Annotated in this window: 17 protein-coding genes; 7 read left to right on the top strand and 10 right to left on the bottom strand. The window is 65.8% G+C overall.

The annotated features are described in order from the left end of the window. Nucleotides 1-58: 58 nt before the first annotated feature. The 3 genes from J4G32_RS10285 to J4G32_RS10275 form a co-directional block, all read right to left on the bottom strand. Complete coding sequence (locus tag J4G32_RS10285) at nt 59-787, bottom strand: RlmE family RNA methyltransferase (RefSeq protein ID WP_210490004.1); 729 nt, start codon at nt 785-787, stop codon at nt 59-61. Beyond that, nucleotides 784-1890 (bottom strand): Ppx/GppA phosphatase family protein, encoded by a 1107-nt coding sequence (locus tag J4G32_RS10280; protein ID WP_246504941.1) that lies wholly within the window; start codon nt 1888-1890, stop codon nt 784-786. The genes J4G32_RS10285 and J4G32_RS10280 overlap by 4 nt, the downstream gene beginning before the upstream one ends. A 107-nt stretch (nt 1891-1997) precedes the next feature. Continuing rightward, entirely contained in the window at nt 1998-3182 is a 1185-nt protein-coding gene (locus tag J4G32_RS10275) for an aminotransferase (RefSeq protein WP_210489981.1), read from the bottom strand. 196 nt (nt 3183-3378) lie between these two features. On the opposite strand from J4G32_RS10275, the gene J4G32_RS10270 reads away from it, so the two are divergent. Together J4G32_RS10270 and J4G32_RS10265 are read left to right on the top strand one after the other, a co-directional pair. After that, nucleotides 3379-5142: a hypothetical protein gene (locus J4G32_RS10270; protein ID WP_210489969.1), complete on the top strand. Its 1764-nt coding sequence runs from the start codon at nt 3379-3381 to the stop codon at nt 5140-5142. A 2-nt stretch (nt 5143-5144) separates the two neighbouring features. Beyond that, on the top strand, nt 5145-5741 hold the full coding sequence (locus J4G32_RS10265) for a hypothetical protein (RefSeq protein WP_210489967.1): 597 nt from the start codon (nt 5145-5147) through the stop codon (nt 5739-5741). A gap of 50 nt (nt 5742-5791) precedes the next feature. On the opposite strand, the gene efp is transcribed toward J4G32_RS10265, so the two are convergent. Beyond that, nucleotides 5792-6367, bottom strand: a complete 576-nt coding sequence (gene efp / locus J4G32_RS10260; RefSeq protein ID WP_210491397.1) for an elongation factor P — start codon at nt 6365-6367, stop codon at nt 5792-5794. A 134-nt stretch (nt 6368-6501) separates the two neighbouring features. On the opposite strand from efp, the gene epmA reads away from it, so the two are divergent. Both epmA and J4G32_RS10250 read left to right on the top strand, forming a co-directional pair. Then, complete coding sequence (gene epmA / locus J4G32_RS10255; protein WP_343232630.1) at nt 6502-7587, top strand: EF-P lysine aminoacylase EpmA; 1086 nt, start codon at nt 6502-6504, stop codon at nt 7585-7587. Next, complete coding sequence (locus J4G32_RS10250; RefSeq protein WP_210489961.1) at nt 7584-8636, top strand: lysine-2,3-aminomutase-like protein; 1053 nt, start codon at nt 7584-7586, stop codon at nt 8634-8636. Before epmA ends, J4G32_RS10250 begins: the two co-directional genes overlap by 4 nt. A 12-nt stretch (nt 8637-8648) precedes the next feature. On the opposite strand, the gene J4G32_RS10245 is transcribed toward J4G32_RS10250, so the two are convergent. From J4G32_RS10245 to J4G32_RS10230, 4 genes are all read right to left on the bottom strand, one after another. Then, on the bottom strand, nt 8649-9725 hold the full coding sequence (locus J4G32_RS10245; protein WP_210489949.1) for a BMP family ABC transporter substrate-binding protein: 1077 nt from the start codon (nt 9723-9725) through the stop codon (nt 8649-8651). Between the two features lie 94 nt (nt 9726-9819). After that, nucleotides 9820-10737 (bottom strand): ABC transporter permease, encoded by a 918-nt coding sequence (locus J4G32_RS10240; RefSeq protein WP_210489939.1) that lies wholly within the window; start codon nt 10735-10737, stop codon nt 9820-9822. After that, entirely contained in the window at nt 10734-11810 is a 1077-nt protein-coding gene (locus J4G32_RS10235) for an ABC transporter permease (protein WP_210489935.1), read from the bottom strand. The genes J4G32_RS10240 and J4G32_RS10235 overlap by 4 nt, the downstream gene beginning before the upstream one ends. Beyond that, complete coding sequence (locus J4G32_RS10230; protein WP_343232629.1) at nt 11800-13350, bottom strand: ABC transporter ATP-binding protein; 1551 nt, start codon at nt 13348-13350, stop codon at nt 11800-11802. Before J4G32_RS10230 ends, J4G32_RS10235 begins: the two co-directional genes overlap by 11 nt. Nucleotides 13351-13570: 220 nt before the next feature. Between J4G32_RS10230 and J4G32_RS10225 the strand changes: the two genes are divergently transcribed. Next, on the top strand, nt 13571-14773 hold the full coding sequence (locus tag J4G32_RS10225) for a UbiH/UbiF family hydroxylase (protein ID WP_210489922.1): 1203 nt from the start codon (nt 13571-13573) through the stop codon (nt 14771-14773). 2 nt (nt 14774-14775) lie between these two features. Here the strand turns inward: J4G32_RS10225 and J4G32_RS10220 are convergent, their stop codons facing one another. Further along, nucleotides 14776-15744, bottom strand: a complete 969-nt coding sequence (locus tag J4G32_RS10220) for an AEC family transporter (RefSeq protein ID WP_210489914.1) — start codon at nt 15742-15744, stop codon at nt 14776-14778. A 250-nt stretch (nt 15745-15994) separates the two neighbouring features. On the opposite strand from J4G32_RS10220, the gene hspQ reads away from it, so the two are divergent. Further along, nucleotides 15995-16324 (top strand): heat shock protein HspQ, encoded by a 330-nt coding sequence (gene hspQ / locus J4G32_RS10215; protein WP_210489903.1) that lies wholly within the window; start codon nt 15995-15997, stop codon nt 16322-16324. Nucleotides 16325-16397: 73 nt separating this feature from the next. Here the strand turns inward: hspQ and J4G32_RS10210 are convergent, their stop codons facing one another. After that, complete coding sequence (locus J4G32_RS10210) at nt 16398-17201, bottom strand: invasion associated locus B family protein (RefSeq protein ID WP_210489876.1); 804 nt, start codon at nt 17199-17201, stop codon at nt 16398-16400. A gap of 297 nt (nt 17202-17498) precedes the next feature. On the opposite strand from J4G32_RS10210, the gene J4G32_RS10205 reads away from it, so the two are divergent. Continuing rightward, complete coding sequence (locus tag J4G32_RS10205) at nt 17499-19265, top strand: extracellular solute-binding protein (RefSeq protein ID WP_210489866.1); 1767 nt, start codon at nt 17499-17501, stop codon at nt 19263-19265. The last annotated feature ends 96 nt before the right edge of the window (nt 19266-19361 follow it).

The raw sequence follows: 19361 nt of genomic DNA, 5'->3' as shown, positions 1-19361 counted from the left end.
CGCCTCCAGGCCCCGAGACCCGACCCTGCGGCCTGTCCGCGGGCGTCGGGAAAAGCCTCTAATAGTCCGGCTGGGCGTTCCCGGCCGTGCCTCTGAAACCGGTGGCCATCACGTAGAGTTCCGCCGAATCGGACCGGCTGGCGGCGGGCTTCACGTGGCGAACGACGGAAAAATCGCGCTTGAGGTCGGTCAGCAGCTGTCCTTCGGTGCCGCCCTGAAAGACCTTCGCGACGAAACTTCCGCCCGGCGCCAGAACTTCGCGGGCAAAGAAAATCGCTGCCTCCGCGAGGCCCATGATGCGCAGGTGGTCGGTTTTCTTGTGGCCGGTGGTGTTGGCCGCCATGTCCGACATCACCACGTCGGCCGGGCCGCCGAGCAATTCCATCAACTGCGCCGGCGCGCCCTCGTCGAGGAAGTCGAGCTCGATGAATTCCACGCCCGGCATCGGGTCGATGTGCAGGAGATCGATGCCCACCACCCTGCCCTTGGCGCCGACCTTGCGGGCGGCGATCTGCGACCAGCCGCCCGGGGCGGCGCCGAGGTCGACCACCCGCTGGCCGGGTTTCAGCAGGTTGTATTTCTCGTCGATCTCCAAAAGCTTGAAAGCAGCCCGCGAGCGATAGCCCTCACGCTTGGCGCGGGCCACATAGGGGTCATTGAGCTGGCGCTCGAGCCAAATCTTCGAGGACAGCGACCGCTTGTTGGCCGTCTTGACGCGCTGCTTCATGTTGCGCACGCCCGAGCCGGGTTTGCTCGCGCTGCCCGATCCCGCCTTGCTGTCGGTCATCGGTAGGCCTCCTGCCGCCAGACCCCGTCGTGACGCATCATGTTCATCAATATTCCTTCGCGCAGGCCGCGATCGGCAATGCGCAGCCTTTCCGACGGAAACGCCAGCCGGATGGCTTCCAGGATGGCGCAACCGGCGAGCACGAGGTCGGCGCGATCCCGGCCGATGCAGGGATTGGCCGCCCGCTCGTGATAGTCGCAACTCAGCAGCCGTTCGAGCACCGCCGAGATCTCCGCGCTCTGCATCCACAGGCCATCGACCCGGCGCCGATCGTAGCGTGGCAGGCCGAGATGAATGCCCCCGACGGTCGTGACCGTTCCCGACGTGCCAAGCAGGTGGAAATTCGCACCCTCGCTCGAGGTGGAGGCCGCGAGGTTGAAGTTCATCAGGAGGTCGGTCACCTCCTCGACCATGCCGCGGAAGCTCTCGCGGGTCACATGGACGCCGCCATGCCGTTCAGCCAGGGTCACCACTCCGACGGGAAGCGAATCCCAGGCGCGGATCCGCTTGCAGGGATCGACCAGCATGTTGGTAGCGGGCCCGTCGAGCCAGGCGATTTCCGTCGAGCCGCCGCCGATATCGAACACCACCACCGAATCGGCGTCGTGATCGACCAGGGATGCGCAGCCTGTGACAGCCAGATAGGCCTCGGTCTTGCGGTCGAGAATTTCCAGCGTCAGCCCCAATTCTTCGCGCACACGCTCCACGAAGGCCGGGCCGTTGGTCGCCAGACGACAGGCCTCGGTCGCCACGAGACGCGCCCGCGCCACGTCCTTCGCGGCCATCTTGTCGCGACAGACGCGCAGGGCCTCGATGGTCCGATCGATCGCGTCCTGGCCCAGTTCGTTGCCATGGCCGAGGCCTTCGCCCAGCCGGACGATCCGCGAAAAAGCGTCGGTGACGCGGAACCCGAAATGGGCCGGTTCAGCGATCAGCAGGCGGCAATTGTTGGTGCCGAGGTCGAGCGCAGCATAGCCTCGTCCGGCACGTTTCGGTTCGGGCCTGAGAGAGGGCTGCTCCGGTTCGGCCCAGCGCGAATCCCGCTCGGGCCCCGCCCCCGACCGGGCCTTCTGGGACTCGGCAATCGCGTCATACTTCGTCAAAACGTCATCCTTGGCATCGGCTTCCGACGCCACTGTTGACCGCAGAGTACCCGCCCGCCCCGGCTTCGCCAAGGGCAGCCGGTTGGATTGTGCCGCACGTCCCAGGCTCAGACGGAGTAGCCTCGCAGACGGTCAGTCAATCCGGCAAGGACATCCGCGCCCACATTGGCGAACGCCACCCTCACCTGACGCTCCTGATCTGGGCCGAAATAGCTGCCGGGAAGAACAAGGACGCCACGCTCGGTGGCAAGCTTCTCGGCCACGTCCTGGGCGCTGCGACCGGCAAAGGGGTGCGTCAGATAGGCGAAGTAGGCCCCTACCGAATCGATCCGCCATTCCGGCAGCGGCGCGAGCGCCTCTCGGAAAACCTCGGCGCGGCGGTTGATGTCGGTCCGGTTGGCGTCGCGCCAGGAACGCAGGCCTTCGATCGCCCACGGAAGCACGGCCTGGGCCGGGCGCGGCGCGCAGATCTGGAGACAATCCAGAACCTTGCCCACCTGGGCGATGAGGTGGTGATCGGCCGTGATGGCGCCGGCCCGGTGGCCCGGAATCGCGTAGGATTTGGAGAACGAGTAGAGCTGAATGACGCTCGACCGCCACGACTCGGTGGCAAAGAGCCCGTGGGCGCGGTTCATGCCGGACGGCAGGAAATCCCGGTATGTCTCATCGATGACGAGATAAATTCCCTTTTCGCGGCACAGATTTGCGAAGCTTTCGATGACGTGATCGGGATAGACGGCGCCGGTTGGATTATTCGGCGTGACGAGCACGATCGCCCGGACCTTGTGGTCGATCAGCGCCGCAGCGTCCGCGACCCGCGGCACAAAACCGTCCTCGGCGCGGCATGGCAGAGGGCGGGCCTCGACGCCGAGCATGTCGAGGGTCATCTGATGGTTGAAGTACCATGGCGACGGCAGGAGCACGGTGTCACCGTGCCGGGCGAGCAGCATCATGGTGGCAAAGAACGCCATGTTGCAGCCCGCCGTCACAGCGACGTCGCGGCTCTCGATGGCGCCCTCGTACAGCCGCGACAGATCCGCCGCGTAGGCGCTGCGAAGGGCCTCGTCGCCGCTGATCAGACCGTAGGTGGCGGACACAGGCGAGCCCGCGCTGTCGGCAAGGCGAGCCAGCATCTCCGGGTGAGGCGCTGTGCCGGGGACAGCCTGCGATAGGTTGATGGCCGGGCCTCGGCTGCCGTCGTAACGGGCGAGCCATGCCTGCGCCTGTGGAATAGGCGGGGTTCCCACATCGCTGACGAGCGGGTTGATGTGAGGCAGGGCAGCGACAGGCATGGACGTGATCCTCATGGCAGCCCCAGGGCTTAGCAACGCGCCGCTCCGCGGTCCAATCCAGCGCACGGACTATTGCACCAAAGCCACTATCGTAAAGTCAATGCGATGGAGCGAGTCACCTTACGGAATGTCCGTTGCACAAGGCATCGTCCCACCCTTATACCGGATTCCGTAATTTGATCTGGGGTGAGTAAAAATGCGGCATCGTTCTCTGAAGTCCTCCTACGGCGCCGTCGCCGGGATGCTGGTGCCGCCTTCCCTCGCCCTTCTCGCCTTCGCGAGTTTCGCAACCCCTGCCCGCTCGCAAGCGTTCAACTGTCAAGACACTTACGGCTCAATCAGTGGCTTTACTGGCCCGAACGCCCTTGCCTGCGGCTCGGGCGCCAACGCGTTCGGAGTGAACAGTTCAGCCATCGGCAACGGAGCAACGGTCGACTTCACCGGAACCAATGCGGTCGCCATCGGCTACAATTCGGTCGCCGATGAGGCAGACACCGTCTCGGTGGGCAATACGACCAATCGCCGTCGCGTGGTGAATGTCGCGGCCGGCGTCGACGGCACCGACGCGGTCAACATGAACCAGCTCGAGACGCTCTCCCTCTTCGTCGGCTTCAACGCCGGCGCGACGATCGTGCTCTACGACCAGGTCGTCGGCCTGAGCAACGGCACCATCGGCATCGTGCAGCAGAACGGGGTCGCGGCTCCCATCACCGTCGGCAACGCCACCGACGGGACCGTGGTCGACTTCACCGGCACGGACGGCACCCGCACCCTCACCGGCGTGCGCGACGGAGCGATCGCCCTTGGCAGCCAGGAGGCCGTGACCGGCAACCAGCTCTTTGCCACCAACAACCGGGTCACCGCCACCGAGACGAGCATCACGAACCTCACCACCAACGTGAATAACGGCACGGTCGGCCTCGTCCAGCGCGATACCCTCACGAACGCCATCACGGTCGCCAGCACCTTCGGCGGAACCTCCGTCGACTTCACCGGCACGGACGGTGCGCGCGTGCTGAGCGGCGTTGCCAACGGCATCGCTGCCACCGACGCGGTCAACCTCAGCCAGCTCAACGCAGCTTTATCGGGCCTGACCGTCAACATGCCCATCGTGGGCAACAACACGAGCGGATTCGCGGCACCTGCTGCAACCGGCGCGGATGCGCTGGCAGCAGGCTACGGCAGCCGCGCATCCGGCGCCAACAGCCTTGCGGTCGGCACGAACGCGCAGGCCACCTTTGAAGGGGCGACCGCCATCGGTGCAGGCGCCCGGGCCACTGCCGACCCGACGACGGCCGTTGGCTTCCAGGCTGCGGCCACCGGCAACAACGCCTCCGCGTTCGGCGGCAATTCCGTGGCGTCCGCCGTCAACTCCACCGCCATCGGCCAGGACGCGCAGGCCACCGCCACCGCGGCGACGGCGCTCGGGCAGGGATCGCGGGCAGCTTTTGCGGGCTCGACCGCTGTCGGCGCGGGTGCTGCAACGACGCGGACCAATCAGGTCGCCGTCGGCACCGCGGCCAGCACCTACACGCTCGCCGGCATCAACTCCGCCGCCAGCCGGTCCGCCCAGACCGGGACGACCCGCCTCGTCACGGCCGACCAGGCCGGCAATCTCGGCGTCTCGGATTTCGACTTCACCAGCATCGCGGCGCTTGACGGTCGCGTGGGCAACCTCGAGACCGGCCTCGCGAACCTGACCCGCTTCTCCTACGAGTCCCGTCGCGAAGCCCGCCAGGGTGTGGCGGCCGCCATGGCCATGACGACGGCCTCGATGCCATCCGCCCCCGGCCGCACCAGCTGGTCGATGAACGGCGCGAGCTTCAAGGGCGAATACGCCTTCGGCGGATCGCTGGCTCACCGGTTCGACACGCAGATGCCGCTGGCCATAACGGCAGGCTACGCCTATGCGGGTGACAACAGCCACGGGGTGCGCGTCGGCCTCGCGGGCGAGTTCTAGAGTTGCCCATCCTGACACGGGGCGGCGCCCTTGTGGCGCTGTCCTTCGCCCTCTTGCCGATTTCCGCGCAAAGCCAGGCGCCGGCCCAGCCCCCCGCCCAGACGGAGGCCCAGAAGGCCGCGGAGCAGTTCAAGCCGTTGCAGATGGACCGGAACGGCGTCCTGATCCTCGTCCGCTCGACGCTGCTCGCCGTCCAGCAGGCCAACGAGACGGGCAATTACAGTGTTCTGCGGGAGCTGGGCTCACCGGGTTTCCAGCAGGGCAATTCCTCCGCCAAGCTGTCGGAGATCTTTGCCAATCTGCGCAATCAGAACGTGGATCTTTCGGGAGTCGCGGTCCTTGAACCCCAATTGACCCGCCTGCCGGAGGTCAACGGCAACGGCTTCATGCGGATGGCAGGCTTCTTTCCGTCCGTTCCCGTGCAGGTGAATTTCGATCTCGTCTTCGCGTCCGTCGCCGGCCGCTGGCGGCTCTTTGGCATCGCCATCAATCTCGGCCAGTCCTCGCCGGTCCCGCCTGCCCCCGCCCCGGAGGCTGCGGCAACCCCCGCCGCACCGGCCACGCGGCCCGCCACCCCGGCCCGCCCCAAAACGCCATAAAAAAACGCGGCTCGAAGGCCGCGTTCCTGATCGTCTCCAACCGGAAAGGCTCAGTCCTTGGCACGTTCCACGTAGGAGCAGTCCTCGGTCATGATCACTACCCGGGTTCCGGGCACGATATGGCCGGGCACAAGGGTCCGCAGGCCGTTCGACAGGATGGCGGGCTTGTAGGACGAGGAGGCCGTCTGGCCCTTGACGACCGGCTCCGTCTCCATGATCTCGAGCGTCACGCGGGCGGGAAGCTCGAGCGAGATCGGCACGCCATTGTGGGTCGAGAGCATGACGGCCATGCCCTCCTGCAGATAAGCCTTCATGTCGCCGACGATATCCACCGGGACCATGACCTGATCGAAGTTCTCAGGGTTCATGAAATGGTAGCCCTCGCCGTCGCCGTAGAGAAACGTGTGCTCGCGGTCTTCCACGAAGGCGCGCTCGACCTGCTCGGTGGTGCGATAGCGCTCGGACACCTTCACGCCGTCGGATATGCGGCGCATGTCGAGCTGGGTGACAGGCGTCCCCTTGCCGGGATGGATGTTCTGGGCGGTGAGCACCACATAGAGCCTGCCGTCGACTTCGACGACGTTGCCTTTGCGGAGCGTAGAGGCGATGACCTTCACGGCAAGCATTCCTTGTGACAGATAGGGGGGATGTCGGCGGGCCGCGGTTTTCGCCCCGGAGACACCGGAAAACTGTTTCACCGCCGCACTAGCCTATCTCCAGACAAATCGCCAGCCTGAGCGGCCAAAACCTGAACGTGATCGTGAATTCGACCCTGTCACCGCCCCTCCCCAGCCCTGCCGCGTCGCCGTGGTGGCAGCCGCATGTCCATCAGGACCGGCGGCCCTTCCTGCTCGGGCGAAACCGCATCCAGCAGGCGTTCCGGGGGTTTTTCGCGGGAGCCGACTTTGTCGAGGTCGATACGGCCACGCTTCAGGTCTCGCCCGGCAACGAGGCGCATCTGCATGCCTTCGCCACCGAGGCCATCGCCCCCGATGGAGGGCGGACGCCGCTTTATCTCCATACCTCTCCGGAATTCGCCTGCAAGAAGCTTCTCGCAGCAGGCGAAGCCCGCCTGAACTGCTTTTCGCATGTGTACCGCAACCGCGAGCGTGGACCGCTCCACCATCCGGAATTCACGATGCTGGAATGGTACCGGGCCGGCGAGCCCTACGCGGTCCTCATGCAGGATTGCGGAAAGCTGCTGGCGCTCGCCGCCGAGAGCGCGGGACGGCCGATACTGTCGTTCCGGGATCGGCAGGCCGACCCGTTCCTCGAGCCGGAGCGGCTCTCCGTCACCGAGGCCTTCGACCGTTATGCCGGCATCGATCTTCTCGCGAGCCTCTCGCCTGACGGCAGGCAGACGGACGCGCCCCGGCTTGCGGCTGCCCTCGTCGCGGCTGGCCTGCGCGTCGCCTCGGACGACACCTGGTCGGACCTCTTCAGCCGGGTCATCGTCGAGCGGATCGAGCCGCGGCTCGGTATCGGGCGGGCGACTATTCTCGACGAATACCCGGTCATCGAGGCAGCGCTTGCCCGGCCGACGGTCCATGATCCGCGCGTCGCGGAACGCTTCGAGCTTTACGCCTGCGGCGTCGAGCTCGCCAACGCCTTCGGGGAACTGACGGACCCTGTGGAACAGGCCCGGCGGTTTGCCGTCGAGATGGATGAGAAGATGCGCGTCTACGGCGAACGCTATCCCGTCGACGACGATTTCCTCGCAGCGCTCGCCCACATGCCGGAGGCCTCCGGCATCGCGTTGGGCTTCGACCGGCTGGTCATGCTCGCCACCGGCGCATCCCGCATCGAGCAGGTGCTCTGGGCGCCCGTGGCGGAGACCCGCCGATGAACGCCCCAACCCTGCGAAACGGCGCTGCGATGGTTGCGGCGGGACTTGTCGCACCGGAGCGTGAAAGCGCGATTGACCGCGTCGCCGAGCGCTACGCGGTGGCGATCAGCCCGGCCATGGCGGCGCTGATCGACCCGTCGGACCCGCACGACCCGATCGCCCGGCAATTCGTGCCCCAGCTCGATGAATTGATCAGCACCCTCGATGAGCGTCCCGACCCGATCGGCGATTTCGCCCACAGCCCCGTCGAAGGGATCGTCCACCGCTATCCGGATCGCGTGCTGCTGAAGGCCGTGCATGTGTGCCCGGTCTATTGCCGCTTCTGCTTCCGGCGCGAGATGGTCGGGCCGCAAGGCTTGGGAACCCTGTCACCCGACGCCATGGAGGCGGCTTTCGCCTATATCGCAGCCCATTCCGAGATCTGGGAGGTGATCCTGACGGGCGGCGACCCGCTGGTGCTGTCGCCGCGCCGGATCGCGGAGATCATGCGGCGGCTGCGCGCCATCGACCATGTGAAAATCGTCCGGTTTCACACACGGGTCCCGGTGGTCGATCCCGATCATGTGGATCTAGACCTCGTCGATGCCCTCAAGGCGAGCGGCAAGACCACCTATGTGGCGCTCCACGCCAATCATCCGCGCGAACTCACCGCACAGGCGCGCGCAGCCTGTGCGCGTCTGGTGGATGCGGGAATCGTGATGGTGAGCCAGTCGGTGCTGTTGCGCGGCGTCAATGACGATCCGGACGTGCTGGCGGATCTCATGCGCGCCTTCGTCGAGACGCGGATCAAGCCGTATTATCTCCACCATCCGGACCTTGCGCCGGGCACCGGCCATTTCCGGCTTTCGATTGCGGAAGGACAGGCTTTGGTGGCGGGCCTGCGCGGCCGGATCTCCGGGCTCTGCCAGCCGACCTACATTCTCGATCTGCCGGGCGGCCACGGCAAGGCGGAACTCGCCGCCTCCCGGGTCACACCGACCGCAGACGGCCGCTATGCCATTACGGATCATCGCGGCGGCGAACATCTCTATCCGCCGCCGGTGGAATAGCTTTCGGGCCGCTTATTGCGGCAGCTTGTCATCGATGCCCTTCACGTAGAAGTTCATGCCAAGCACCTGCTCGTCCGACAGGGCGCCGTTGCCCTTGCACTCAACCGTGGTCCCGTCCTGCTTGACGATGGGGCACTTGAACGGGTTGAGGGTGCCGGCCTTGATCGCGGCTTCGGTTTCCTCGGCGAGCTTCTTCACGTCGTCCGGCATGTTCTTGAACGGCGACATGACGACCATGCCCTTGTCGAACCCGCCCCAGAGATCTTCCGACTTCCAGGTGCCGTCGAGAACCGCCTTCGTGCGGGCCACGTAGTAATCCGACCAGTTGTCGACGATCGCCGTCAGCTGGGCCTTGGGGGCAAAGCGCTCCATGTCGGAGGCCTGTCCGAAACCGAACTTGCCACGGGCCTCGGCCGCCTGGAGCGGGGCCGGGCTGTCGGTGTGCTGGGCGAGGACATCGACACCCTGATCGAGGAGGGCCTTGCCGGCATCGGCTTCCTTGGCAGGGTCGTACCAGGAATTGGCCCACACCACCTTCAGCTTGACGCCCGGATTGACCGACTGCGCGCCGAGAAAATACGAGTTGATGCCGGCCACGACTTCGGGGATCGGGAAAGCGCCCACATAGCCGATGGTGCCGCTCTTGGTCATCTTGCCGGCGATCTGGCCAATGACGTAGCGGCCTTCGTGGAACTTGGCCGCATAGGTGGACAGGTTCGGTGCCCGTTTGAAACCGGTCGCGTGTTCGAATTTGATGTTGGGGTACTTCTTGGCGACCTTCAGGGTCGGCTCCATGAAGCCGAAGGACGTGGTGAAGATCAGCCCATGGCCCGTACGGGCGAGTTGTTCGATCGCCCGTTCGGAATCCGCTTCCGGCACGCTTTCCACGTAGGTCGTCTCGACATTGTCGCCGAAGGCCTTCTCGATCGCCTTGCGGCCCACATCGTGCTGGTAGCTCCAGCCGTGGTCGCCCACCGGGCCCACATAGATGAAGCCGACTTTCAGCTTCTGCTGGGCGTCCGCGCCGCCAGCTGAGAATGCGAGAGCGGCCGCTCCCACCAGGGCGCCAATAAGGGTTCGTGACGACATGCTTGCTTCCCTAGGATTCGACAGTGGCGTTATTTCTCGCAGGTCGCGGGTCTTGCCGCAACATTGCGCAGTGATGACAATAGCACCGCTGTGCCTATCGGTCAGGCACGAACGGCACACCCAGCGAGCCGGGCGTGCCGATCGCCCGGCCGTGTCGCAGCGACAGAAGAAGGAGCGCCAGGATCGTGGCGAGATACGGCACGGCCGACAGCAATTGCGACGGCACACCGAATTGCGCGGCCTGGGCGTGGAGCTGCAGCACCGTCGCGGCCCCGAACACGTAAGCCCCGATGAGCACCCATTTCGGACGCCAGGCCGCAAAGACGACGAGCGCCAGCGCGATCCAGCCGCGCCCGGCGGTCATGCCGGGGGACCAGAAGCGTGTGTAGACAAGGGACAGATAGGCTCCCGCCAGACCCGCGCAGGCGCCGCCGAACAGGATCGCGAGAAACCGCGTCTTCAGAACCGGCAGCCCGAGGCCGTGGGCCGAGGCATGGTTCTCGCCGATGGAGCGCAGGATCAGCCCGGCGCGGGTCCGGTTGAGATAGAGCGCGACCGCGAGTGTGAGCACCAGCGACCCATAGACGAACAGGTCCTGCCCAAAAAAGAGGCGGCCGATCACCGGCAGATCCGTGAGGCCCGGAAGATGAAGGGGGGCTACCGGATCGCGCCGCGCGCCGACGAAGGGGGCTCCGATAAGCCCGGACAGACCCAGCCCGAAAATCGTCACCGCCAGCCCCGAACCCACCTGGTTGGCGGCAAAGCCCAGCACCACCAGCGCGAACAAAGCCGCCATGACGGCTCCCGCCAGAACACCGGCCCCGACCCCGATGGCGGTCGAGTTGAAGGTGACGGCAGCAGCAAAGCTGCAGGCCGCGCCCATCGCCATCATGCCCTCGACGCCGAGGTTGAGAACGCCGGAGCGCTCCGCCACCAGTTCCCCGAGCGAAGCGATCAGGAGCGGCGTGGAGGCCGTGACGATGGTGAGCAGGATGGCCTCAAAGGTGGTCATCGGACGCCTCCCCGGCTGACGATACGGACACGGTTGCTCACCAGCGCGTCGGCGGCAAGCACGCACAGCAGCAGGATGCCCTGGAACGCCTGCGTGAGATCGAGCGGCAGCTTGAGCATGATCTGCGCGCTCTCCCCGCCGATGAAGGTCAGCGAGACCACCAGCGCGGCAACGAGAATTCCAATGGGATTGAGCCGGCCGAGATAGGCCACCGTGATGGCCGTAAACCCGTAGCCGGGCGAGATGGAGGGCTGCAACTGGCCGATCTGGCCCGCGACCTCGGAAATCCCCGCGAGCCCCGCAAGGCCGCCCGAGATGGCAAAGACCGCCAGCGTGGTGGTCTTGGCGCTGAACCCGGCAAAGCGCGCGGCGCGCGGGGCATCGCCGGTGAGGCGCAGCCGATAGCCGAACAGGGTGCGGCCGAGGACCACGGCGGTGACGAGAACCGCAACGGCCGCAAACACCGCCCCATAATGCACCCGCCCGGCGTCGAAGATCGGCGGCAGGGTCGCTGCCGGATCGAAGGTCACGGATTGCGGAAAGTTGAAACCCTTCGGGTCGCGCCACGGTCCGCGCACCAGATAATCGAGGACGAGTTGGGCGATGTAGACGAGCATCAGGCTCGTCAGGATTTCGTTGACGCCGAACCGCGTTTTGAGAAAGGCCGGGATCAGGCCATAGAGCGCGCCGCCGAGAATGCCGGCCGCCAGCATCGCCGGCAGCACCCAGGCCCCCGCATCGGTGCCGTGAGTCTTGAGCGCGATCCAGCTGCCAACCACCGCGCCGATCACATACTGGCCTTCGGCGCCGATATTCCACAGATTGGCGCGGAAGCAGTAGGACAGGCCGATGGCAATGAGCGCGAGCGGCGTCGCCTTGACGAGAATTTCCTGCAGCGCCCACGGGTCGCTCAAGGGCTGGCTGACGTAGACCTGAAACGCCGCGATCGGCGATCGGCCCATCAGCCAGATGACGAAGCCGGCGATCAGGAACGCGGTCACGAAGGCAAGCACCGGCGCAATGGCGCGCCAGATCGGTGAGACCGACGCGCGGGGAGACAATTCAATGCGCATGGGCAGCCTCGTGGGACGATCCGGCCACGCCCAGCATTTCCAGGCCGACGCTTTCCCGCGTCCAGGCCGAGATCGGCTTGAGGGGGCTCAGATGCCCCTGGTGGATGACGGACATGCGGTCGGCGATCTCGAACAGTTCGTCGAGGTCCTGGCTGATGACGATGACGGCGCTGCCTGCGGTTGCCAGATCGACGATGGCCTGGCGGATGAGCCGCGCCGCGCCCGCATCGACGCCCCAGGTGGGCTGGTCGACCACCAGAACCGCGGGACGGCGGATCATCTCCCGGCCGATGACGAATTTTTGCAGGTTGCCGCCCGACAGCTTGCGCGCCTGCGGATCCGGCCCCGACATGCGCACGTCGAAGCTTTCGATGATCGACCGGGCGAACCGGCGCGCGGCCCGCAGGAGGATGAAGCCGGACCGACTGACCTCGGCGGCCGCGTGCGAAATCAAGGTGTTTTCACTGAGGCTGTGGGTGGGTGCGGCGGCGTGGCCGAGCCGCTCCTCTGGCACGAAGGCCGCCCCCAGCCGCCGCCTTGCATCGATGCCGGCAAGGCCGCACGGGCGGCCCGCGATGACGATGGCGGCGTTGCTCGCGGCGACACGCTCGCCGGAAAGGGCAGCAAACAGCTCGCTCTGTCCGTTACCGGCAACGCCCGCAATCCCCACCACCTCTCCGGCGCGGGCCACCAGATCGATATCCTTCAGCGCAAGTCCGTGCACGGAATCGGCCGGCAGCGACAGGCTGTTCACCTGGAGCATCTCGCCCTTGGGCACATGCGGCGCGGTACTGCGGACATCGCCGACCTCCGCGCCGACCATCAGGGCCGCGATCTCGCGGGCGCTGCGCTGGCGCGGGTCGATCGAGGCCACCACCTTGCCGGCGCGCAGGATCGTGGCAGTCTGGCAGAGCCGCCTCACCTCTTCCAGCTTGTGGGAAATGTAGAGGATCGACACGCCCTCCGCCGACAGCTTGTCGAGGGTCACGAACAGATGCTCGGCCTCCTGCGGCGTCAGCACCGATGTCGGCTCGTCGAGAATGAGAAGGCGCGGCTCCTGCAGCAGGCAGCGGACGATCTCGATGCGCTGCCGCTCGCCGGCCGACAGGGTCCAGACCGCCCGGTCGGCTTCCAGCGCCAGTCCGTAATTGCGGGAGATGTCGCCGAGCTTGGCGCGCACCGCCGACAGGGTCCAGGTGTCCGACAGAGCCACCGCGATGTTTTCAGCGACGGTCAGTTCGTCGAACAGGGAAAAGTGCTGGAACACCATGCCGATGCCGAGGTCCCGCGCCTGCACCGGCGACGCGATGGCGACGGGTCGCCCCTCCCACAGGATCTCGCCCGCGGTCGGTTCCACCACGCCGTACATGATCTTGACGAGGGTCGATTTGCCTGCCCCGTTCTCGCCCAGCAAGGCATGGATTTCCCCTGGCCGGATGGCAATGTCGATGCCGTCATTGGCCAGAAGGTCACCGTAACGCTTGCTGATCCCGCGCAGTTCGACGAGGGGCCGTGTCGCTGTTGAAAGGTCTTCCTTCACGCACTGAAACTCTGACTGAAAAGGTGAAAGACGGCTTTTGCGGGAGGATGTTGACGGCTGTATTGAACGCGATGCTTGCGCCAGATCCGGCATCGACATCGCGCGACGATGCGATCATAGGGATCAGGCACACTCATCGGCAATGGCGAATGCATCGATTATGGTGCGTTGGCAAGCACCCCTTGATCGAATGCTGGGCGTGCCTGAGAGAGAGGGCAGCATGTCGGATCGACACTTCGAGATTGTGATCGTCGGCGCAGGCGCGGCAGGACTTGCGGCCGGTCTCGCCTTTGCCCGCGATGGTTATCGGACCGCCCTCATCGGCCCCCTCGATTCGCCTCGCGATGGTCGCACGGTGGCCCTGCTCAACGGATCGGTCCGTTTCTTGGAAGCGCTGGGGCTTTGGCCCGCCATCGCCAATCACGCCGCGCCCCTCGAGACGATGCGGATCATCGACGATACGGGAAGCCTCTTTCGGCCGCCGCCGGTGGCCTTCAGGGCCTCCGAGATCGACCTTCCCGCCTTCGGTTTCAATATCGAGAACGCGGACTTCGTGGAAATCCTGGCGGAGGCCGCGCGGTCGCGCGAGGGCCTGACCCTCATCGACGGTCAGGCCAGTTCCCACTCCGGCGACAGCGAACTTGCCCATGTGACGTTGGGGGACGGCGGGTCGATTGCCGGGAAGCTGATCGTGGCTGCCGACGGGCGACGCTCGCGTCTGCGCGAGGAGGCCGGGATCGAAGGCCGCACGTGGTCCTACCCGCAGACGGCCGTCACCGCGATCCTCGCCCATGTCCGGCCCCATCGGGAGACGTCGACGGAATTTCACACCCGTCACGGACCCTTCACCCTCGTTCCCCTGCCCGGACACCGGTCGAGCCTCGTGTGGGTGACGAGCCCAGAGCACGCGTCGGAACTCTCGGCCCTCCACGACGCGGCCCTGGCCTTACGGATCGAGCGGCAGGCCCAATCGGTTCTCGGCGCGATGCGAATCGACGGGCCGCGCGGATCGTTTCCCATGACCGGAATGGCGGTTGACCGCTTCACCGCTGCACGGCTGGCCCTCGTCGGCGAGGCGGCCCACGTTTTCCCGCCCATCGGGGCGCAGGGACTGAATCTCGGCCTGCGCGACGTTGCGGCCCTGAGAGACGCAGTGATCGATGCCGGCGACGAGGGCGAAGATCCCGGCTCCTCGAACGCGCTGCGTCGGTATCAGCGCGGCCGTGACATCGACGTCCGCCTGCGGACTGCCGCGGTGGACGGGCTCAACCGGACCCTTCTCAGTGGCTACCTCCCGCTAGATTTCATGCGCGGGGCAGGCCTTCTCGGCCTTGCCACCATCGGCCCCCTCCGACGTGCCGTGATGCGGGAAGGCGTGCTGCCGCGGATGGGGACGCCGCGGCTCATGCAGGCGGCGGTGTAGACCTACGGAAACAGGTCGTAGGGCAGGCTTCCGATCCGGATGACGTAGAGAACCGCCGTCAGGGTGGCGACAGACGCAATCGTGCCGATCAGCACGCAGGCGGAGGCGCGCTCGACGCCGACATCGTACTGGGTTGCCACCACGAAGATGTTCAGCGCCGGCGGCAGCGCCGCCATGGTGATGGCCGCATAGGTCCAGACCGCACCGAAATCGCCGATGGCGGACAGCAGCACCCAGACCAGAAGCGGGTGCAGGATGAGCTTGATCGCCGCGAGAGCCGGCACCCCGTCGGGAATCCGCCAGAGCGGGCGCATGGCGACCGTCACGCCCAGGATGAACAGGGCACAGGGTGCGGCAGCGCCGGAGAGCCAATTGACCATCTGATCGGCGGCCTGCGGCAGGCGCAGGTGAAAGTAGCTCGCCGCAATGCCCAAGGCCGTTGCCACGTTGAAGGGGTGGGTCACGATCCGCCAGGCGATCCTGCGGATCGTCGCCCCGACGCTCAGGCGCTCGACCCCGGCCACTGACATCAGGAGCGGCACGAGTGAGAACAGGAGCAGATTGTCGAACACGAAGATCAGCACCACCGGCGCGCTGGCCGCGATCCCGATGGCACCGAGCACCAGGGGCGGACCCATATAGCCGATGTTTGAATAGGACCCCGCCACCCCCTGCATCACCGCCTGGGGCAGGTCGCGTGTCTGCCGCCAGCCGATCGTGAAGGCCGACACGAAGACAAGGAACGTCGCCAGTGTGGTTCCCGCGATGAAGGGCCAGTTTGCCAACTCGTCCAGGGGCTTGTCGGCGATGAGGCGGAAGAACAGGCACGGCAGGGCGACGTAGATCAGGAAGAACTGCATCCACGCGAGCCCGGCCTCCGGCTGCTTCACGACCTTGCCGCAGAAGAATCCGAGTCCGATGAGGCCGAAAAAGGGGGCTAGCAGATTGAAAAGCCCGATTAAATCGGACATCGGCGGCTCCGCGCGACGGGGGTGACGGCATTCTTCTGACGAGTTTCCGCGCGTACCACAATCCCGGTTGGCGCCCGTCCCCCGTTCCGCGTTTGCAGGCCTTGCGTCGTAAGGGCGCATGACCGGTCCGGAAGGCCCAAGGGGCCGCCAAGGCTTGTGCGGTTCGTTAACGCCCTCGCCATAACGTGAGGCAAAGCAGGTTTGCGGTTGAGTGGGCTGCCTCTATATGCGGGTCAAGGAGTCAAGACCAATGAAGGCTAGTTCAGCGAGATTCGCGATCGGCCAGGTGGTGAAACACAGATTGTTCGATTTCCGTGGCCTGATTTTCGATGTGGACCCCGAATTCGACAATACTGAAGAATGGTGGCTGGCGATCCCGGAGAATATCCGGCCGCACAAGGAGCAACCCTTCTACCATCTGTTCGCCGAAAACGCCGATACCGAATACGTCGCCTATGTGTCGGAACAGAATTTGTTGCCCGACACGTCGCGCGAACCGCTCCGTAACGCTCTGATCGCCGACCTGTTCGTGCGCGACGAAAGCGGGGTCTACCGGGCGAAGCCGACTTTCGCCCACTAGGAAGCCGGGGCGGTCCCCATAAAAAACGCCGGGCGCGAGGCCCGGCGTTTTTTGTGTTTCGTCGAACGTCCGATCAGGGCTTCGGAGCGGGCGTTGCCGGAGCAGCCGGAGCGCCGGGCGCTGCGGGAGCGGCACCTGCGCCGAGCTGCTTGCGAAGCTCTTCGCTCTTCTTCTCGAGCTCTTCCTGCAGCTTCTTCTGCTGCTCTTCGAGCACCTTCGGATCGATGGCCGGGCCGTCGAAGGCCTTGGCGAAGCCAGCGGCCGGGACCGCGAAGGTCACTTCACGACCGCCCTGGTTCTGGACGCTCACATTGAGGTTCGCGCCCTTCTTCAGCGCCGCGATGAAATCGTCCTTGACCGGTGCTTCGGCGAAGCAGCCGTTGGGGAAGCAAACCGCGTAGCGGCCAGCGGTCGGCTGGCCCTGATCGACCGTGAAGCGGATGCCCGGCTGCAGGAGCAGGCCAAGCGGCATCAGGAAGCGGACGATCTTCTGGGCCTGCGGGCCGCCCTTCACGTCGTATAGAGCGACGGCCAGAACCGGCTGGCCCTGGTCCGACACGAAGTCGCGGGTGGTGTAGCAGATCTCGTTGTTGGTGCCCTGATCCTTGCCGCAGACCTTGGTCCATTCCGGCTGGGAGGGTTCGGCCTTGACCTGCACCACCATGGGGCCAGTGCCCTGCGCGGCGGCGTTGGGAGCCGCAGGAGCGCCGGCGGCCGGCGGTGCGGCAGGGCGAGGCGTCGCGGGCGCAGGAGCCGCCGGGCGCGGTGCCGCGGGCGTGGTCTGTGCCAGGACCGGCGAAGCGGCTAGCGTAAGGGCGAGAGCCGTGGCCAGGCCCCGGGTGCCCCCCAGGCTCGCGAGGCGGGTCGCGAATGACATGTCGTGGATCCTCTTCAATCGAAAGGTCGGCTTTTGCGAAAGGTCGGCTTTTGCGCAAGGTCGGCTTTTTGTGAGTGCCGTATGACTCGGCGCGGTTCGTAACCTTCAAGGACGGTGAATCTTTGCCGATTAAGGCGAAGACATGACGTGTTGCGCTCCTTTAACCTTTCGGGGGTTAGGTTTCCAGTCATGCGGAGCAACTTTCTTTACACTATCCAGGGGTGGTCGCCCTCCTCGCCAGCCGCCCGAGCGCCAGCGCGCAACAGCCTCCGGGGGTTCAGGAATTGCCTCTTCGGCATGCTGCTTCTGGGTGCCTGTGGATCTGCCGCCGCGGCCGAGCCGATTCGGCGCGGGATCGCGATGCACGGCGAACCGGCCATGGGCCCGAACGCGCAGCCTCTCTCTTACGTGAACCCGGATGCGCCCCGTGGGGGCCGAATCGTTCTGGCGCTTCAGGGCTCCTTCGACAGCCTCAATCCCCTCATCGTGCTGGGCGTCGCCCCGGACGTGGTGCCGCGCTACGTCCTGCAAAGCATGATGATCCGGTCGCTGGACGAGCCCTTCTCGGTCTATGGGCTGGTGGCCGAATCCGTGGAGATGCCGGAGGACCGCAGCGAGATCATCTTCAACCTCGACCCCCGCGCGCGATTCTCCGACGGCCACCCGCTCACCACCGAGGATGTGAGGTTCACGTTTGAAGCCTTGAAGAAGGACGGGAAACCTTTCCACCGCTCCACCTTCGGCCAGGTGAAGGCGGTGGAAATCCTGTCACCGCATCGCATCCGTTTCGACCTTTCGGGCACGGGCGATTGGGAGCTTCCCCTCATCATCGCCACGATGCCGATCTTTGCCGCCCATGCGACCGATGCGGAGGCCTTTTCCAAGACAAGCCTCACCGCGCCCATCGGGTCCGGTCCCTACCGGCTGAGCGAGGTCAAGCCCGGCGAACGCGTCGTCCTGACCCGCCGCAGCGACTATTGGGGCGAGGATCTGCCGATCACCCGAGGGCTCTATAACTTCGACCAGATCCGTTACGATTTCTATCGTGACGCCAATACGTTGTTCGAGGCTTTCAAGACGGGACTTTATGATTTCCGGCTCGAAGGGGACGCCAGCCGGTGGGCTACCGGGTACGATTTTCCCGCCGTCCGCGACGGGCGCATCGTGCGGGAGACGCTCCCGATCCGCGCACCCAAGGGCATGAGCGGCTTCGTTTTCAACACGCGGCGCGCCCAGTTCGCCGATGTGCGCGTGCGGGAGGCTCTGGGCTATCTGTTCGATTTCGACTGGGTCAACCGCAACCTGTATTTCGGGCTCCTGACCCGGTCCGACAGCTATTTCGCCGGCTCCGACCTGTCGTCTGCCGGCCGGCCGCCGACCCCCGAGGAACGCGCCCTGCTCGCTCCGTTCGCGCAGGACCTGAACCCGGCCATTTTCGCGGGACGGTGGAAGCCGCCCGCCTCCGATGGGTCAGGGCGCGACCGGCGCTCCGCCCGCGACGCCCTCGCCTTGCTGGCAGAGGCCGGCTGGGCTCTCGACGGACGGGTGTTGCGACACCGGGAGACGGGGCAGCCATTCGTGTTCGAACTGCTGGTCAATTCCCGCCAGCAGGAGCGCCTCGCCCTCAATTTCGCCGAATCCCTCACCCGGATCGGCGTTCAGGCCAAGGTCCGCCTCGTCGACGACGTGCAATACTGGCGACGCCTGTCGACTTTCGATTTCGACATGGTGCAATCGTCCTGGTCCGCCACCGCCTCCCCCGGTAACGAGCAGCGCAACCGATGGGCGTCAGCTGCGGCCGGCCGCCAGGGCTCCCTCAACTACGCAGGCGCTGCCTCGCCGGCCGTCGACGCCATGATCGACGCCCTGCTGCGGGCCACCAGCCGGGAGGACTTCGTCGCGGCCGTGCGGGGTCTCGACAGGGCGCTGCTGTCAGGATTCTACGTGGTGCCGCTGTTTTATGTGGGCGATCAATGGCTTGCCCACGATTCCCGCCTTCAGCGACCGGAGACGGTGCCTCTTCTGGGAACCACCATCGATCCGTGGTGGCGGGCGCGAAAGTAGCGATCCGAAAGGGCGATGGACTTTCATGTTGCAGTGCCGTTCATCTGGCGCGTGAAACAAACAGCGCGACGGTGCGTTGGAGCGGATAGTCCGCCC

Source organism: Microvirga antarctica, from assembly GCF_017921815.1.
In the GTDB taxonomy this organism is placed as follows: domain Bacteria; phylum Pseudomonadota; class Alphaproteobacteria; order Rhizobiales; family Beijerinckiaceae; genus Microvirga; species Microvirga antarctica.
Note: the sequence above shows the minus strand (reverse complement) of the source record. Positions and strands in the feature narration are given on the sequence as shown.

Bases quoted from the DNA above. Each gene is read 5' to 3' on its own strand.
- efp (WP_210491397.1), bottom strand. From the start codon at position 6,367: ATGCTTGCCGTGAAGGTCATCGCCTCTACGCTCCGCAAAGGCAACGTC.
- J4G32_RS10285 (WP_210490004.1), bottom strand. From the start codon at position 787: ATGACCGACAGCAAGGCGGGATCGGGCAGCGCGAGCAAACCCGGCTCG.
- J4G32_RS10240 (WP_210489939.1), bottom strand. From the start codon at position 10,737: ATGACCACCTTTGAGGCCATCCTGCTCACCATCGTCACGGCCTCCACG.
- J4G32_RS10245 (WP_210489949.1), bottom strand. From the start codon at position 9,725: ATGTCGTCACGAACCCTTATTGGCGCCCTGGTGGGAGCGGCCGCTCTC.
- J4G32_RS10250 (WP_210489961.1), top strand. From the start codon at position 7,584: ATGAACGCCCCAACCCTGCGAAACGGCGCTGCGATGGTTGCGGCGGGA.
- J4G32_RS10220 (WP_210489914.1), bottom strand. From the start codon at position 15,744: ATGTCCGATTTAATCGGGCTTTTCAATCTGCTAGCCCCCTTTTTCGGC.
- J4G32_RS10270 (WP_210489969.1), top strand. From the start codon at position 3,379: ATGCGGCATCGTTCTCTGAAGTCCTCCTACGGCGCCGTCGCCGGGATG.
- J4G32_RS10235 (WP_210489935.1), bottom strand. From the start codon at position 11,810: ATGCGCATTGAATTGTCTCCCCGCGCGTCGGTCTCACCGATCTGGCGC.
- J4G32_RS10225 (WP_210489922.1), top strand. From the start codon at position 13,571: ATGTCGGATCGACACTTCGAGATTGTGATCGTCGGCGCAGGCGCGGCA.
- J4G32_RS10205 (WP_210489866.1), top strand. From the start codon at position 17,499: ATGCTGCTTCTGGGTGCCTGTGGATCTGCCGCCGCGGCCGAGCCGATT.
- hspQ (WP_210489903.1), top strand. From the start codon at position 15,995: ATGAAGGCTAGTTCAGCGAGATTCGCGATCGGCCAGGTGGTGAAACAC.
- J4G32_RS10275 (WP_210489981.1), bottom strand. From the start codon at position 3,182: ATGCCTGTCGCTGCCCTGCCTCACATCAACCCGCTCGTCAGCGATGTG.
- J4G32_RS10210 (WP_210489876.1), bottom strand. From the start codon at position 17,201: ATGTCATTCGCGACCCGCCTCGCGAGCCTGGGGGGCACCCGGGGCCTG.